Origin of the sequence: Nocardia sp. NPDC020380, from assembly GCF_044386975.1 — a bacterium.
In the GTDB taxonomy this organism is placed as follows: domain Bacteria; phylum Actinomycetota; class Actinomycetes; order Mycobacteriales; family Mycobacteriaceae; genus Nocardia.
In genome coordinates, this window is sequence record NZ_JBIRVQ010000011.1 from 313,504 (window position 1) to 328,451 (window position 14,948).

18 protein-coding genes are annotated in these 14,948 nt (G+C 68.1%); 6 read left to right on the top strand and 12 right to left on the bottom strand.

What is annotated here, in order from left to right; genetic code table 11:
* Window positions 1-25: 25 nt before the first annotated feature.
* The 3 genes from ACH438_RS30535 to ACH438_RS30545 all read right to left on the bottom strand — a co-directional run bounded on the left by ACH438_RS30535 (window position 26) and on the right by ACH438_RS30545 (window position 2,212).
* Complete coding sequence (locus tag ACH438_RS30535; protein ID WP_397011411.1) at window positions 26-481, bottom strand: hypothetical protein; 456 nt, start codon at window positions 479-481, stop codon at window positions 26-28.
* 35 nt (window positions 482-516) lie between these two features.
* Window positions 517-1,008: a hypothetical protein gene (locus ACH438_RS30540; protein WP_397011413.1), complete on the bottom strand. Its 492-nt coding sequence runs from the start codon at window positions 1,006-1,008 to the stop codon at window positions 517-519.
* A 145-nt stretch (window positions 1,009-1,153) separates the two neighbouring features.
* Window positions 1,154-2,212, bottom strand: a complete 1,059-nt coding sequence (locus ACH438_RS30545; RefSeq protein WP_397011415.1) for an NAD(P)-dependent alcohol dehydrogenase — start codon at window positions 2,210-2,212, stop codon at window positions 1,154-1,156.
* An 85-nt stretch (window positions 2,213-2,297) separates the two neighbouring features.
* On the opposite strand from ACH438_RS30545, the gene ACH438_RS30550 reads away from it, so the two are divergent.
* From ACH438_RS30550 to ACH438_RS30560, 3 genes are all read left to right on the top strand, one after another.
* Window positions 2,298-3,098 carry a helix-turn-helix domain-containing protein gene (locus ACH438_RS30550; protein ID WP_397011417.1) on the top strand — a complete coding sequence of 267 codons (801 nt, stop codon included), beginning with the start codon at window positions 2,298-2,300 and terminating at the stop codon, window positions 3,096-3,098.
* 78 nt (window positions 3,099-3,176) lie between these two features.
* Window positions 3,177-3,824 carry a PadR family transcriptional regulator gene (locus tag ACH438_RS30555; protein WP_397011419.1) on the top strand — a complete coding sequence of 216 codons (648 nt, stop codon included), beginning with the start codon at window positions 3,177-3,179 and terminating at the stop codon, window positions 3,822-3,824.
* 202 nt (window positions 3,825-4,026) lie between these two features.
* Complete coding sequence (locus tag ACH438_RS30560; protein WP_397011421.1) at window positions 4,027-5,232, top strand: FAD-dependent monooxygenase; 1,206 nt, start codon at window positions 4,027-4,029, stop codon at window positions 5,230-5,232.
* Between the two features lie 93 nt (window positions 5,233-5,325).
* Here the strand turns inward: ACH438_RS30560 and ACH438_RS30565 are convergent, their stop codons facing one another.
* Both ACH438_RS30565 and ACH438_RS30570 read right to left on the bottom strand, forming a co-directional pair.
* A complete protein-coding gene (locus ACH438_RS30565; protein WP_397011423.1) occupies window positions 5,326-7,359 on the bottom strand; it encodes a DHA2 family efflux MFS transporter permease subunit in 2,034 nt (677 codons plus the stop codon).
* Between the two features lie 88 nt (window positions 7,360-7,447).
* Window positions 7,448-8,098: a TetR/AcrR family transcriptional regulator gene (locus tag ACH438_RS30570; RefSeq protein ID WP_397011425.1), complete on the bottom strand. Its 651-nt coding sequence runs from the start codon at window positions 8,096-8,098 to the stop codon at window positions 7,448-7,450.
* 110 nt (window positions 8,099-8,208) lie between these two features.
* On the opposite strand from ACH438_RS30570, the gene ACH438_RS30575 reads away from it, so the two are divergent.
* From ACH438_RS30575 to ACH438_RS30585, 3 genes are read left to right on the top strand one after another with little or no spacing between them, the layout of a single operon-like run.
* On the top strand, window positions 8,209-9,084 hold the full coding sequence (locus ACH438_RS30575; RefSeq protein WP_397011427.1) for an oxidoreductase: 876 nt from the start codon (window positions 8,209-8,211) through the stop codon (window positions 9,082-9,084).
* 51 nt (window positions 9,085-9,135) lie between these two features.
* Complete coding sequence (locus ACH438_RS30580) at window positions 9,136-9,579, top strand: transcriptional regulator (protein ID WP_397011429.1); 444 nt, start codon at window positions 9,136-9,138, stop codon at window positions 9,577-9,579.
* Complete coding sequence (locus ACH438_RS30585; protein ID WP_397011431.1) at window positions 9,576-9,986, top strand: DUF3817 domain-containing protein; 411 nt, start codon at window positions 9,576-9,578, stop codon at window positions 9,984-9,986. The genes ACH438_RS30580 and ACH438_RS30585 overlap by 4 nt, the downstream gene beginning before the upstream one ends.
* Window positions 9,987-10,116: 130 nt before the next feature.
* Here the strand turns inward: ACH438_RS30585 and ACH438_RS30590 are convergent, their stop codons facing one another.
* From ACH438_RS30590 to ACH438_RS30620, 7 genes are all read right to left on the bottom strand, one after another.
* On the bottom strand, window positions 10,117-10,722 hold the full coding sequence (locus ACH438_RS30590; RefSeq protein ID WP_397011433.1) for a non-canonical purine NTP pyrophosphatase: 606 nt from the start codon (window positions 10,720-10,722) through the stop codon (window positions 10,117-10,119).
* Window positions 10,722-11,492, bottom strand: a complete 771-nt coding sequence (rph, locus tag ACH438_RS30595) for a ribonuclease PH (RefSeq protein ID WP_397011435.1) — start codon at window positions 11,490-11,492, stop codon at window positions 10,722-10,724. Before rph ends, ACH438_RS30590 begins: the two co-directional genes overlap by 1 nt.
* A gap of 89 nt (window positions 11,493-11,581) precedes the next feature.
* Entirely contained in the window at window positions 11,582-12,346 is a 765-nt protein-coding gene (locus ACH438_RS30600; RefSeq protein ID WP_397011437.1) for a cyclic nucleotide-degrading phosphodiesterase, read from the bottom strand.
* Window positions 12,347-12,414: 68 nt separating this feature from the next.
* Window positions 12,415-13,116 carry a rhomboid family intramembrane serine protease gene (locus ACH438_RS30605; RefSeq protein WP_397011439.1) on the bottom strand — a complete coding sequence of 234 codons (702 nt, stop codon included), beginning with the start codon at window positions 13,114-13,116 and terminating at the stop codon, window positions 12,415-12,417.
* A 70-nt stretch (window positions 13,117-13,186) separates the two neighbouring features.
* Window positions 13,187-14,149, bottom strand: coding sequence for a PLP-dependent cysteine synthase family protein (locus tag ACH438_RS30610; RefSeq protein WP_397011441.1), 963 nt, complete (start codon window positions 14,147-14,149; stop codon window positions 13,187-13,189).
* A gap of 2 nt (window positions 14,150-14,151) precedes the next feature.
* On the bottom strand, window positions 14,152-14,445 hold the full coding sequence (locus ACH438_RS30615) for a MoaD/ThiS family protein (protein WP_397011443.1): 294 nt from the start codon (window positions 14,443-14,445) through the stop codon (window positions 14,152-14,154).
* 32 nt (window positions 14,446-14,477) lie between these two features.
* Window positions 14,478-14,900: a Mov34/MPN/PAD-1 family protein gene (locus ACH438_RS30620; RefSeq protein ID WP_397011446.1), complete on the bottom strand. Its 423-nt coding sequence runs from the start codon at window positions 14,898-14,900 to the stop codon at window positions 14,478-14,480.
* Window positions 14,901-14,948: the final 48 nt, after the last annotated feature.

A 14,948-nucleotide genomic window follows, 5' to 3' on the forward strand; every position in this document is an offset into this window, starting at 1 on the left:
GGCGACGTTCGCGCACTGCGCCGCGCTAGCCGTCGGCGGGCGGTTGGTCGCCCGGCGGGCCGGACTGGTCCTGCGTGTCCGCCACCGGGGCGGGCGGCGGTGGGGGTGGTACGGGCGCTGCGGCCGGCGGATAGACCTGCGGGGCAACCGGATTCGGGTCGATCAGCACCTGTATGTCCACGGGATGCGGTGGGGCGGGTGTGATCACGGCCGGGGCGGAGGCGGGGCCGGGTGGTGCCTGGTTCGCCGGTGCTGGAACCGCCTGGGGCACATCCGGTTTGTCGTAGCGGGGATGCACCACGTTCACCACGGATTTGTCCGCGACGCAGTGCGTTCCGGTGCTGGTGAGGAACATGCCGCCCGCGACGGCCAGCGCCAGCCCGGCCGCGACGGCGGCCACCACCCCGAGACTGCGCGGGCTGATATCGCCGTCGGCGTCACCGTCATCGTGCAGGTTCATCTGGTCGACATTGCCGAGCATCGCTGTCCTCCTTCGGATTCCGAGCCGGCGGCCCGCTACGGGGCCGGTGGCGGAGGCGGTGGTGGGGGTGGCATCAGCCACGGCAGGATCGGCGCCAGAATGTCCGGAATGGGTGGCGCGGGCGGGGGCGGCGGCGGGACGGGAGCCGCGGGCGCCTGGGTGTCGGGCTGCACGTCGACCTGCGACGGCACATAGTCCTGGGTCTGCGGTGCGGGCGCGGGCGGCGGGGGTGGCGGCGCCACCGGGGCCGCGGGCGGGGGTGGCGGCGCGGCCGGCGAGGACGCGGCGTTCACGGGCTGCTGGGTGCTGGGGGCCGGGGCCTTCGAAGGCTCGTTCCCCCAGCTGAAACCGTCCCGCAGATGTCCCGCGGTCAGCGCGAACACCAGCCCGAAGGACAGTACGAGCAGCACCACCAGCACCCGCGCCGACATCTCGCCCGGCGTGATCAGCCCGGGCGTGCCCTCCTCGGCCGTCACCGCGGGGTGCTCGCGCACCGCCGTGTCTTCCCGCACTGCACCGGGTACCACCGGGGGAACTCCTTCGATTCGCGGCAACGCATCCTGACGATCCGAAAAGCTCATCCTTCAGGGCACGCTACACAGATTTGCTGCAAACCAGAACGGAGGTTCGATAAGGGAAAGGTTCCAGGTGAGTATCTATTTGTGACGATTGCTACGAGATCGCTATCACGACCTTGCCGAACGGGTCCCGCTCGTCGAAGTGACGGAATGCCGCCACCGCCTCCTCGAACGGGAACACCCGGTCGACCACCGGCCGCAGGCGATGCTCGGCGATGGCGCGGTTCATGGCCTCGAAATCCGTGCGGCTGCCCACCGCCGCACGGCGCAGCGCCGCGTACTTGCCGCCCAGCGGATCACCCGCCGGCTGCCCGCCCGGTGCGCGCATCGCGCCGATCAGCGACACCTGACCGTTGTAGGCCACGGAGGCAAGGGATTTCGGCAGGGTCAGCGGGCCGACGGCATCCACCACCAGCTGCGCCCCGTCACCGCCGGTGAGGTCGAGCACGGCATGCTCCCAGTCCGGGACCTCGGTGCGGTCGATCACCTCGTCCGCGCCCAGCTTGCGCAGCCGCTCCCCCTTCTCCTGCGAGGAGGTGATCGAAATGACCCGTGCGCCCAGCATTTTCGCGTACTGCACCGCGAACAGGCCCACCGGCCCGGTGCCGACGGTCAGCACGGTGTCGCCGGCGCCCACCGGTACCGGTTTGGTCAGCCCGGCCCAGGCCACCAGGCCCGCGCAGGTGAGCGTGCTGGCCTCGGCATCGGTGAGACGCGCGGGCACCGGCAGCACCGAGTCCTCCTCCAGCACCACATAGGTGGCCAGCCAGCCGTCGTGGGTCGCGCCGTACTGCTGCGAGGACAGGGCCTTCGTCTGCTGCCCGTCGATCCAGTCGACGAAGTAGGTGCTCAGCACCCGCTCGCCGATCCGGGCCCGATCCACGTCCGCGCCGACCGCGACGACCTCGCCGACCCCGGACACCAGCGGCACCACACCCGGCCGCGCCTGCACCGGATAGGTGCCGTCCATCAGCATGAGGTCACGCCGTTCGATCGATGCCGCTCGCACCCGCACCACCACCTGATGCGGTCCGGCCTGCGGAAACTCCTGTACACGGGTGGTCAGCCCGTCGAATCCGCGCAGCGGCTCCAGGTGGTAGGCGATGCCGTTCTCGTTCTGCCCGTTCATGTTCCGCTCCTGTCCAGCACTCATGGGATCGAGTCTGGTCGGCGGGCAGCGGGTCCGCGATTCCCCGCAGGGAATGGCCGGACCGCGCCGGCCCTCGCACAGTGGGAGGATGACGACCATGACGGCGGTGACCGATGCGAGCCCCTTCGGGCGCGAGTTGCGGCAGTGGCGCACGCTCCGCCGGATCAGCCAGCTGGACCTGGCCATCGCGACGGAGACCAGCCAGCGGTACCTGAGCTTCCTGGAGCAGGGGCGTTCGCATCCGGGGCGGACCATGGTGGTGCGGCTGGCGGAATCGCTGGGATTGTCACTGCGCGAACGCAACAGGCTGCTGCTGTCCGCGGGCTACGCGCCCGTGTTTCCCGAATCCGCCTTGGACGCACCGGAACTCGGCCCGGTACGGCAGGCCCTCGAGGTCGTGCTGCAGGGCCATCTCCCGTATCCGGCGGTGGTGACCCGCAAATACGGCATCATGGTGGCCGCCAATGCCGCGTTCGAACTGCTCACCGAGGACTGTGCGCCCGAGTTGCTGGCACCGCCCGTGAACGTGCTGCGGCTGGCCCTGCACCCGGAAGGGACGGCGCGGCGGGTCGCGAACCTGCCGGAGTGGGGCCGGCACATCACCGGGAGCCTGCGTAATCGCGCGGGCCGCAGCCCCGATCCGGAGCTGGACGCCTTCATCGCCGAGCTGGACGGTTACCTGCCGCCGGTGGAGCCCGGCCCGCATCATCTGGGTTTCGCCGTCCCGCTCCGGCTCCGGGCCGAGGGGTGTGAGCTGCGGCTGATCACCACCCTGACCTCGTTCGCCACGGCCACCGACATCACGCTGTCGGAACTGCATCTGGAGGCGTTCCTGCCCGCGGACGAGACCACCGCCGACTACCTGCGCGGGCGGTTCCCACGGGCCTGACGGCCGTTTCCCGCGTGCCCGGCGCCCTTGTGCCCGATTACTCGTAGACGTATATTCGTCTACGAGTAGGAGGTGCTCATGCCGCGCAAGCGCAAGGTGTCGAATCTGATGGCCCTGGCCGTGCTGTCCACCCTGGCCGCCGGGCCCGCACATCGCTACGAGATCGCCGCCCGGATGCGCTCCTGGGGCAAGGACCACGACATGGGCGTCAAATGGGGCTCGCTGTACACGGTCGTCGACAACCTGGCCAAGCACGGCTACGTCGAGGTCGCCGGCAGCGAACGCGACGGCGCCCGCCCGGAACGCACCATCTACCGGATCACCGAATCCGGCCGGGACGAAATGAACGACTGGACAAGGGAATTGCTGTCCAGCCCGGAACCCGAGCAACGCCGTTTCATGGCCGGCCTCTCGATCATCATGGTGCTGCCGCCGGACGAGGTGGCCGAACTCCTCGCGCAGCGAATCACGCGGCTGGACAAGACCATCGAGGGCATCCGGGCCGAACTGGCCGCGCTGGCAGGCACATTGCCGCACCTGTTCCTGGTCGAACAGGACTACGAACTGGCCATGCTGCAGGCCGAGGTCGCGTGGGCGCGCGGCCTGCACGCGTCCTTGACCGAGGGCACCTTCCCGGATCTGCAGAGCTGGCGGGACTGGCATCGAGGCAATATGCCCGAGCAGATCACCGCATTGATGGAAGGGGGGACGGACCGGCCGCAGTAGCGGCCAGACTGACCACGACAACGGACCGGGCCCCGGCGGAAGTGCTGCAACACAGCCACCGAAGCCCGGAACACACCGTCTCGAACCGCGCCCGTACAGGCGAACTCGGCACCGAGTTTGGCAACTACAGGATAACTGGGTTCTCCGCACGCGCGCGGGTTCGGGGTATCGGCACTTGCTCGAACACTCAGGGAGAGAACCCATGTCCATTCGATCCGCCATCGTCATCGGCGGTGGCATCTCCGGTCCCGTGACCGCCACCGCACTCCACCGCGCCGGCATCGACGTCACCGTCTTCGAGGCCTATCCGGGCCCCGCCTACGGCATCGGCGCCAATCTCGCGCTCGCCCCCAACGGCACCGCCGCCCTCGAGATCATCGGCGCCGCCGACGCGGTACGCGCCGCCTCGAACGCGAGCATCACCAGCTCGGGAATGTCTATCAACGGCAAACGCATCGAGATGCCGACCCTGCAGAACGTCGAACCACTGCGGGTGATCGACCGGCCGGTGCTGCACCAGGTGCTGCACGACAATGCCGTCGCCGCCGGCGTGCACGTCGAATACAACCGGCGGCTGGTCGATATCGAGGAGCACGCGGACGGCGTCACCGCCGTCTTCGCCGACGGGAGCACCGCCACCGCGGACGTCCTCATCGGCGCGGACGGCATCCACTCCACCGTGCGCACCCTCGTCGATCCGAAGGCGCCCGGACCGACCTATCTGCGCATGCTCGGCTTCGGCGCCTACCTCGACCAGGTGATCGATCTGCCGCCGGACGCCATGACCTTCGCCTTCGGCAAGCGGGCCTACTACCTGTACTGGTCCATGCCGGACGGGCGCATGTGCTGGGGCGCGAATCTGCCGCACGAGCAGTATCTTTCGCTCACCGCGGCGCGCTCGATACCGAACGAGCAGTGGCTGCGCACGCTGCGCGACATCTATGCCGACGACGCCCCCGGCGAGGAGATCGCCCGCGCCACGACGGCCGAACAATTGCAGGTGGTGGGCGCACTGCACATCATGCCGCCGGTGCCGCACTGGTATCGGGGCCGGATCGCGCTCACCGGCGATGCCGTGCACGCGCCCAGCAATACCTCCGGGCAGGGCGCGTCCATGGCCATCGAGAGCGCCATCGAGCTGGCGCGCTGTCTGCGCGATATCGATGATCCGGCAACGGCTTTCGCCACCTACGAGGCGCTGCGGCGGCCCCGGGTGGATGCGATCGCGGCCCGCGTCTCCAAGATCAACAACACCAAGGCCGCCGGGCCCATCGCCCGCAAGGCCATGCAGATGGTGATGCCGCTGGCGTTCAAGCACATGAACGTCGAGAAGATGATGGGGCACGAACAGCGCTTCCGCATCGACTGGGAGGCCACGGTCCGGCCCGCTGTCGCGCCGGTCGGCTGATAGCCGGGGTCATAAATTCACTGAAACACACTGCCCCGCTGCGTTTTACGCAGCGGGGCAGTTGTATGCCGGAGGTGCTCGAACCGCAGGGGTTCAGGCGCGGGCGGCCGCCTCGTCGAGGTAGTCGGACTCGTCCAGCAGCTTGGTCGCGATGTGGTCGATGGCCTGATCCAGCAGGGCACGATCGGCCGGATCGCTGAGATCCCAGTCGTCCAGCTGGGTTTCGAGCCAGCGCTTCCAAGCAGCCCGCACCCGGTCGACCTCTTGGATGCCGCGATCGGTGAGCGTCAGCTCATCGCCGGTGCGGCGCACCAGCCCGTCGCGTTCGGCCTTGGCGAACACCGGATCGATCAATTCCGGTGGGACGAAATTGGTCCGCGCGACATCCGCGACCGTCGCATGCCCGCGCAGCTTGGAGTAGACGCGCACCTGCGCCAGCGCCCACGCCTCGTCCCGGCCCAGCGAACTGCCCACGGCGGCAAGCACTCCGGTCTCCGGAATGGCCTTGTCCCGCAGCTTGCGCAGTACTCGCGCCACCGACCGTTCCAGTCGCACCTCGCGGTCCGGAGACCCCGGCATGGCGAACTGCTCCCCCACATCCGTGGCCTCGGCACGAGCGCTGTCGCGCAGCGGCACCTCCTTGAGGAACCACGCCACCACGAAGCCGAGCACCGCGACCGGCACCACCCAGCGGAAGACGTACTGGATGGAGTCGGCATAGGCGTTGATGATCGGCGCGGCCTGCGCGCCGGGCAGCCGGTGCAGCTTCTGCGGATCCTGCGCGATCTCCGGTGGCACCCGCGCTTCCATCAGTGCCGCAGAGAGATTCGGCTTGATCTGATTGGAATACAGCGTGCCGAAGATCGTGGTGCCGAAGGCGCTGCCGATAGTGCGGAAGAAGGTCACCCCCGAGGTGGCGGTGCCGAGGTCGGAGTAGGGCACGCTGTTCTGCACCGCGATGGTCAGCACCTGCATGGACAGACCGATGCCCAGGCCCAGCACCAGCATGAACAGCGACTGGATCCAGAAGCTGGTGCTCGCGTCCATGGTCGACATGAGGAACAGGCCCACGGCCATCACCGCGGTGCCCATGATGGGAAACATCTTGTACCGGCCGGTCTTTCCGACGATCGTGCCGGACAGGATCGAGGTGAAGAACAGGCCCACCACCAGTGGCAGCGTCCACAATCCGGAGGCGGTCGCCGAGACGCCGCGCACGTATTGCAGGAAGGCCGGCAGGTAGGTCATCGCGCCGAGCATGGCGAAGCCGACGATGAAGCTCAGGATGGAGCAGACGGTGAAGACATTGCTGCGGAACAGATGCATGGGCAGCATAGGTTCCGCGACCCGGAACTCCACCGCCACGAACGCCGCGAACGCCACCGCCGAGACCGCGAACAATCCGATGATCGTCCCCGAACCCCACGCGTATTCCTGTCCGCCCCATTCCAATCCGAGAATCAGGCAGGTCACCGCGACGGCGATCAGCGCGATGCCGAGGTAGTCGACAACCGGCTTCAGCGCGGACCGCACCGACGGAATCGTGCGCGCCGCCACCGCGATCATCACGATGGCGATCGGCACGTTCACGTAGAAGCACCAGCGCCAGCTCAAGTGGTCGGTGAACAGGCCGCCCAGCGTCGGGCCGATGACGGTGGTGACGCCGAAGACCGCACCCAGCGCGCCCTGGTACTTGCCGCGTTCGCGCAACGGGATCACATCGGCGATGAGGGCCATGGCGGTGACCATGAGCCCGCCCGCGCCGACGCCCTGCACCGCGCGGGCGAAGATGAGCAGCGTCATGCCGTGCGCCATCCCGGCCACGACCGAGCCGAGGATGAAGATCAGGCCGCTGAGCTGGAAGATCAGCTTGCGCCCGAAGAGGTCGCCGAACTTGCCCGCGAGGGCGGTGGCAATGGCCTCGGCCACCAGATACGAGGTCACCACCCAGGCCATGTGCCCCGCGCCGCCGAGGTCGGCGACGATGGTGGGCAGGGCGGTGGACACGATGGTCTGGTCGAGCGCCGCCATGAGCATGCCCAGCACCACCGTGCCGAAGATGATGTCGATGCGGGCTCGGCTCAAGGGTGGGGGCGGGGCGTCGACGGTAGCGCTGGCACCGGTCATCGGCCCAGTATGTGGCGCTCACCAGCCCTTATTCAGCAACGACACGGCAAACCGAACGAATCGTCGCCGCACCGGCGGGGCAGCGGCGCTAGGCCGCCACCGCGTACGCGCCCAGCGCGGGCTCGAGGGTGTCGAAGGCCTCGGTCACCAGACCGGTGAGCGCGGCGGCGACGGCATCGTCGCTGTCACCCTGCGCGGTCCGGCGCACGGTCTCCTCGAACAGCGCGCGATGAATCCCGCCGAGCAGGGCGGCGGCGATGCGCGGCGTGAAATCGCCTGCGGCAGCGCTGGTTTCCTCCGCCAAGGCGGCGGCGAGCAGCTGTTCGCGCTCCTCGTGGAATTCGCGCAGGCGGCCCGCCAGCGCCGGGCTGCTCGAGATCAGACGGGCGAATTCGGGGCCGGAGAAACCGGCCAGTGCCTCTCGCGCGGCGGTGGCGGCGAGCTGCGCGCGGCGCAGTGCGGCAAGCGCGGATTCGCCGGGCCGGCGGGCGCGGACGGTGCGGGCGAGGCTGCCGACGAACTCGTCGTGCACATCGAGGATGAGATCTTCTTTGCGCGGGAAGTAGTTGGTGACGGTCATCTTCGCCACCTCGGCGGCGACCGCGATCTCCGCGATGGTCACATTGTCGTAGCCGCGGGCCAGGAAGAGCCGGGTGGCGATGTCGGAAATGTGCTGCCGGGTCCGGAGCTTCTTGCGTTCACGCAGACCCAGGGGCGCTGCGGTGCCCGAGGATGTCATAAACTCATTATCATCACTTTTTTATGACTATCACAAGTTTTGCGCCTTCCGCTGGAACTTACTCTGGAGTAAGGTCGAACAAACGACTCGAATTGTGAGGTCACACAGTCATGGCATGGAAGCCCAGCGAAATCTCGGACCAGTCCGGGCGCACCTTCGTCATCACCGGAGCCAACGGCGGAATCGGCGAGCAGACCACCAAGGTGCTCGCGAGCAAGGGCGCCACCGTCATCATGGCCTGCCGCAATACCGCCAAGGCACAGCCGATCGCCGACGCCATCGACGGCGACGTGCGGGTCGCGGCGCTCGACCTGGCCTCACTGGCCTCGGTACGCGAATTCGCCGACAGCACGGGCGAATTCGATGTGCTGATCAATAATGCCGGGATCATGAACGTGCCGTTCTCGCGCACCGCGGACGGGTTCGAAACCCAGTGGGGCGTCAACCATCTCGGGCATTACGCGCTGACCGGGCTGCTGCTGGACAAGCTGCGCGACCGGGTGGTCACGCTCGCCTCCGTCGCGCACAAGCAGACGCCCAAGCTGTGGATCGACGACCTCAACTACGAGAACCGGCGCTACCAGCGCAATCTCGCGTACGCGCAGGCCAAGCTGTCGAACCTGATGTTCGCGCGGGAACTGCAGCACCGGCTGGAGGCCGCGGGTTCCGGCAAGCGCTCGTACGGTGTGCACCCGGGCGTCTCGGCGACCGATCTGTTCACGCAGACCGAAACCCCCATTGACAAGATCTCGAAGCCGTTCGTCCGGCTCATCGGGCACTCCCCCGCGCACGCCGCCTACTCGTCACTGTTCGCGGCCACCGACCCCGCCGCCGACCCCAACACCTACTGGGGCCCGACCCGTTGGTTCGGCAGCCAGGGGCCCGTCGAGGCGTCGCCCTCCACCAAGCTCTCGCAGAACCGCGATTTGCAGCGGCGACTCTGGGAAGAGTCGGAGCGTTTGACCGGCGTCACATACAAGTTCTGATCTGCGACCTCCCTACTACGCAGCCTGTAGTAGGGAGGTACCGTGGAGGGCGTGCCCGCTCCCAATCGCCGTCCGGCCTTGATCGTCTTCGTGGTCGTGGCGTCCGTGGCCTGCCTGGCCCTGGGGTATTGGCAGTGGACACGCTTCGAATCGGGCGGCGGGACATACCAGAACCTCGGCTACGCACTGCAGTGGCCGCTGTTCGCCGGATTCTTCGTGTGGGCCTATTTCCGATTCGTGCGCCTCGAGCAGGACGCGGAGCTGGAGAGCAACCCGCAGCCGGAGCAGGCGGCGGAATCACGTCCGCGGCGGCCGAAACCGGTCGCGCCGCGCGAGATTCCGGCGGGCATCCTGCCCGATCGCCCCACGGCGGCCCGGGACGACGATCCCGAACTCGCCGAATACAACAAGTACCTGGCCGAACTGCACGCCCACGACATGGCCGAACAGGTCCGTGACGCCGGGCTCCACAACATCGAAAGGAGCGCCGGTTGACCACCCGCGACAACTCCGCAGAAACCCCCGTCGCCGGTGAGACCGCCACCCTGGCGCCCCGGCCCCTCGGCGCGGCCACCCCCGAGAAGATCCGCGGCGCGCTCGCGCGCTACCGCGCGCTCGCCTACATCACCGGTGTCTGGCTGCTCGTGCTCTGCGGCGAGATGGTCTACAAGTACCTGTTGATCTCCGACAGTCACTCCGCCCCGCACTGGCTGTTCTACATCGGCCAGATCCACGGCATCTTCTACATGATCTACCTGATCTTCACCATCGACCTGGGCATCAAGGCGCGCTGGAAGCCGGTCACCACCTTCCTGACCTGCCTCGCGGGCACGATCCCGTTCCTGTCGTTCGTGTTCGAGCACTGGCGCACCCGCGAAGTGCGCGCGGCGTTCGCGCTGTAGCGAATACACAAACAAGACGTGCCCCCGCCGAAGAATCGGCGGGGGCACGGACGTATTCGGGGCGAGGGGTACGGCGACCCGCGCTCATTGCCGGCGGGCCGCCGGTCTCGACGACCCGCCAATCTCGGAATCAGTTGTCCGCGAGGGCCGCCAGGCTCGGGAGGAGTTGGCGGAGAGCGCGGCCACGGTGCGAGGCGGCATCCTTTTCCGCGGGAGTCAGCTGGGCCGAGGTGACGTCGCCGCCCTCCGGGACGAAGAGCGGGTCGTAGCCGAAACCGCCGTCGCCCACCGGTTTCCGGTTGATGGCGCCGGGCCATTCGCCGCGGACCACGACCTCGAGGCCGGGGCCGACCAGCGCGCAGGCCGAGACGAACTGGGCGCCGCGGCGCTCGTCGGGGACGTCGCCGAGCTGGGCGAGCAGCAGGGTGTTGTTGGCCTCGTCATTGCCGTGCGTGCCGGACCAGCGGGCGGAGAGGACGCCGGGCATGCCGTTCAGCGCGTCCACCGCGATACCGGAATCGTCTGCGACACAGGCCATTCCGGTGGCGGCGAAACCGTCGCGGGCCTTGGCGAGGGCGTTCTCCTCGAAGGTGGCGCCGGTTTCGGGGGCCTCGTCGTAGGGCGGGACGTCGTTCAGGCCGACGATCTCGATGCCCGCGACGCCGGCCTCGTCCAGGATGCGCCGCAACTCGTTGAGCTTCTTGGCATTCCGGCTGGCGACCAGAACCTGGCGCATTACTTCCTCTTCGACTCGGACGGCTCGGGCAGGGTGCCCGGGTACGGCAGCGCGAGGGCTTCCTTCTGCACCACGAACAGCTGCTCGCAGCCCGCGAGGGCGGAGTCCAGCAGCTTGTCGAGGGTGGAGCGCGGGAAGGTGGCGCCCTCACCGGTGCCCTGGATCTCGACCAGGGTGCCGGTATCGGTGGCGACCACGTTCATGTCGACCTCGGCGCGCGAATCCTCCTCGTAGGGCAGGTCCAGGCGCACGCGGCCGTCCACCACGCCGACGCTCACGGCGGCGATGGCGCAGGAGATGGGCTGCGGGTCGGTGAGCTGGCCGGCGGCGGCCAGATAGGTGACGGCATCGGAGAGCGCGACGTACGCGCCGGTGATGGCGGCGGTGCGGGTGCCGCCGTCGGCCTGTAGCACATCGCAGTCGATGGCGACGGTGTTCTCACCGATGGTGGACAGGTCGATGCAGGCGCGCAGCGAGCGGCCGATCAGGCGGGAGATCTCCTGGGTGCGGCCACCGACCTTGCCCTTCACCGATTCCCGGCCGGACCGGGTGTGGGTGGCGGCGGGCAGCATCGCGTATTCGGCGGTCAGCCAGCCCAATCCGGAGTCGCGCCGCCACGGCGGGACGCCGTCGGTGACGCTGGCGGTGCACATCACCCGGGTTCCCCCGAATTCCACCAGCACCGACCCCGCCGGATGCGTGGTGAACCCTCGGGTGATCTTTACCTCGCGGAGTTCGTCATCCGCCCTGCCATCGGCTCGTTTCGACACGCGACACAGAGTAATCGCGAGGCACGACGGAAAAGCACAAGCCCCATACCTGAGGTACGGGGCTTGTGGGAGATCACATTCGGGCCAGGTCAGATCTCGAAGACCTCGCCGGGGGAAACAGCGTGGACCGGGCCCGGGAAAGCGGCTTTGGCCTCGGCGATTACGTCTTCGCGCGAGGTCCAGGGCGGGATGTGGGTGAGCAGCAGTTCACCCACGCCGGCTTCGGCGGCGATGAGGCCGGCCTCGTGGCCGGAGAGGTGGATGCCCGGGGGGCGGTTGGCCGGGTCGTGGGTCCAGGAGGCCTCGGAGAGCAGAACGTCTGCGCCGCGGGCCAGTTCGAAGACCTCGTCGCAGACTGCGGTGTCGCCGGTGTAGACCAGGGTGCGGCCGGTGGCGGTGGTGATGCGCAGGCCGTAGGACTCCGGCGGGTGGAACATGCGCCGCGCCTCGACGGTGTGCCCCGGACCGAATGCCACCTGGTTGCCCGGCTGCCAGTGCCGCATGTCGATGACATCGGACCAGTCGTCGGTCTCGCCACCGATCTCGGCGGAGGCATTACCGATGCGCAGCGAGGTGTCGGAGGGGCCGTGCACGATGGCCTTACCCTCCGGCGGATTGGGGTGGTACCGCCGCCAGACCAGCAGACCGGGCAGGTCCAGGCAGTGGTCGGCATGCAGGTGGGTGAGGAAGATGTCCACTTCACCGGGGTCGAGGTAGCGCTGCAGCGCACCCAGCACGCCCGGGCCGAAATCGATGACGGTCGGTGTCATATCGGGGCCGGTGAGCAGGTAACCCGACGCCGGGGAATCCGGGCCGGACACGCTGCCCGAGCACCCGAGGACGGTGAGGCGCATTCCCCCATGCTGCCACGCTGCTGACTCACTCAAGGAGGGATCCCCCAAATCGCCGACCGGGTCCAGCGTCACCCCGATGACGCGAGACGGCCGGCTGTGGCCCCACGGCGATGACGACGTTCATCCCCAGAGAGTACCCATCCGGCAATCAAGCCACCCACCGCCCCGAAAAGATGTCCTTGCCAAGAGATTCCGGGGTTGCCGGGCAGTATGCCGAGCAGAATCGAGCCGTACAGCAAACCCACGACCACCCCGACCACGATCTGCAGCACGTTGCGGGCGAACCAGCCGTAGGACACCAGATAGGTGAAGAAACCGAAGATCAGGATGGATGCGCCGATGGTCACGGTGTTCGACGGCGCGGTCAGCCACACGCCCAGACCGCCGATCACCCAGATAATGGCCGTCGCGGCCAGCCCGCGGCCGATGCCGGTCAGTAGCGTGAGCAGCCCCAGCACCACGAACGGCAGCGTGTTTCCGATCAGATGTTCCCAATTCGCGTGCAGCACAGGGGCAAAGATGATGCCGCTGAGCCCGTCCATCGTGCGCGGTTTCACACCGGCGCTGTCCAGATCATGATTCGAGACGGTGTCGACGCCCTCCACGCCGTACAGCAGCGCGGTCGCGCCGAGCGTGATCGCAATGGCGCGCTGCCACAGCAGCTTCAGCGCCGTACCGCTGGTGGATTTCGCCGTCGGGCTCAGTTGCCCGCGTAAGCGCGTGATCCGATCCGGATCGAACGACGCTCCCATGCCACTGCCGCCGCTCATGGCACAACCTCCTAGTCCCGCCCCGCTGTCGAGCGTACCGGGGATCGGGAAAAGGAGGCGGCCACGGAGGTCAGGCCCAGAGTTGGCCGTCCAGTTTGTCTTCGGCTTCTTCGAGCGTGCCGCTGTATGCCCCGGTGGACAGGTACTTCCAGCCGGCGTCGGCGACCACGAACGCGATATCGGCGCGCAGCCCCGCCTGCTGGGCCTTCTTGGCCACGCCCAGCGCCGCGTGCAGGATCGCGCCGGTGGAGATGCCCGCGAAAATGCCCTCTTCCGAGACCAACTCACGGGTGCGCCGCACGGCGTCGTAGGGGCCCACCGAGAAACGGGAGGTCAGCACCGACTCGTCGTAGAGCTCGGGCACGAAACCCTCGTCGAGATTCCGCAGGCCGTAGACCAGTTCGCCGTAGCGCGGTTCGGCGGCCACGATCTCGATGCCGGGCACCTTCTCCCGCAGGAAACGACCGGTGCCCATGAGGGTTCCGGTGGTCCCGAGGCCCGCCACGAAGTGCGTGATCTCGGGCAGGTCGGCCAGGATCTCCGGGCCGGTGGTCTCGTAGTGCGCGAGCGCGTTCGCCGGATTCCCGTACTGGTAGAGCATCACCCAGTCCGGATGCTCGGCCGCGATCCGCTTGGCCAGTGCGACGGCCTGATTGGAGCCGCCCGCCGCGGGTGAGTCGATGATCTGCGCACCGAACATGGTCAGCAGCTGACGCCGTTCGATCGAGGTGTTCTCCGGCATCACGCAGACCAGCCGATAGCCCTTGAGCTTCGCGGCCATGGCCAGCGAGATCCCGGTATTGCCGCTGGTGGGCTCGAGAATCGTGCAGCCCGGGGTGAGCCGCCCGTCGGCCTCGGCCTGCTCGATCATGCGCAGCGCCGGGCGGTCCTTGATGGACCCGGTCGGGTTGCGGTCCTCGAGCTTGGCCCACAGCCGCACATGGTTCTCGCCGTCCCATTGCGGGGACAGCGCCTGCAGCCCGACCAGCGGCGTATTGCCCAGGGTCGCGATCAGCGACTCGTAGCGTGCCACGATCAGTGGATATCTACAGCGCGCGCGCCGCCGGCGACCGCCGGGAGGATGGTGACGGTGCCGTTCTGCGGCACCTCGGCCTCGAGTCCGCCGGTGAAACGCACGTCCTCGTCGTCGATGTAGATATTGACGTAGCGGTTGAGCTTGCCGTCGGTGAGCAGCCGCTTCTTGAGGCCCGTGTAGTTGGCCTCGAGATCGTCGATGACCGCGGCCAGGGTGGCGCCCTCGGCCTGAACACGCTTCTCGCCCTTGGTGATCGGACGCATGATGGTCGGGATGGACACGGTGACCGGCATGATGGGAACTCCTTGTCTACTCGGCGCCCGGATTACGGGGCGCCGTAGGCGGTGACGATCTCGACGGGCTCTTCCTGGACCTGCCCGTCGATGATGCGGTAACTGCGCACGTCGTGCTGTTCGGGATCGCGGGTGGAGATCAGCACGTAGTGGGCGTTGGGCTCGGAGGCATAGGAGATGTCGGTGCGGCTCGGGTACGCCTCGGTCGCGGTGTGCGAGTGGTAGACCACCACCGGTTCCTCGTCGGCGTCGTCCATGGCACGCCACACCTTCAGCTGCTCACCGGAGTCGAAGCGATAGAAGGTGGGCGAACGCTCCGCATTGACCATGGGCACGAAGCGTTCCGGCCGATCGGAGCCCTCGGGACCGGCGATGACGCCGCAGGCCTCGTCGGGGTGGTCGGCGCGCGCGTGCGCGACCATCGCCTCCACCAGGTCGGCCCTGATCACCAGCACAGTCGCATCCTTCCGCCTCCGACGCGGCCCGGCCGTATGGCCGAAACG

Bases quoted from the DNA above. Each gene is read 5' to 3' on its own strand.
- ACH438_RS30535 (WP_397011411.1), bottom strand. From the start codon at position 481: ATGCTCGGCAATGTCGACCAGATGAACCTGCACGATGACGGTGACGCC.
- ACH438_RS30545 (WP_397011415.1), bottom strand. From the start codon at position 2,212: ATGAGTGCTGGACAGGAGCGGAACATGAACGGGCAGAACGAGAACGGC.
- ACH438_RS30550 (WP_397011417.1), top strand. From the start codon at position 2,298: ATGACGACCATGACGGCGGTGACCGATGCGAGCCCCTTCGGGCGCGAG.
- ACH438_RS30555 (WP_397011419.1), top strand. From the start codon at position 3,177: ATGCCGCGCAAGCGCAAGGTGTCGAATCTGATGGCCCTGGCCGTGCTG.
- ACH438_RS30560 (WP_397011421.1), top strand. From the start codon at position 4,027: ATGTCCATTCGATCCGCCATCGTCATCGGCGGTGGCATCTCCGGTCCC.
- ACH438_RS30565 (WP_397011423.1), bottom strand. From the start codon at position 7,359: ATGACCGGTGCCAGCGCTACCGTCGACGCCCCGCCCCCACCCTTGAGC.
- ACH438_RS30570 (WP_397011425.1), bottom strand. From the start codon at position 8,098: ATGACATCCTCGGGCACCGCAGCGCCCCTGGGTCTGCGTGAACGCAAG.
- ACH438_RS30575 (WP_397011427.1), top strand. From the start codon at position 8,209: ATGGCATGGAAGCCCAGCGAAATCTCGGACCAGTCCGGGCGCACCTTC.
- ACH438_RS30590 (WP_397011433.1), bottom strand. From the start codon at position 10,722: ATGCGCCAGGTTCTGGTCGCCAGCCGGAATGCCAAGAAGCTCAACGAG.
- ACH438_RS30600 (WP_397011437.1), bottom strand. From the start codon at position 12,346: ATGCGCCTCACCGTCCTCGGGTGCTCGGGCAGCGTGTCCGGCCCGGAT.
- ACH438_RS30605 (WP_397011439.1), bottom strand. From the start codon at position 13,116: ATGAGCGGCGGCAGTGGCATGGGAGCGTCGTTCGATCCGGATCGGATC.
- ACH438_RS30615 (WP_397011443.1), bottom strand. From the start codon at position 14,445: ATGCCGGTCACCGTGTCCATCCCGACCATCATGCGTCCGATCACCAAG.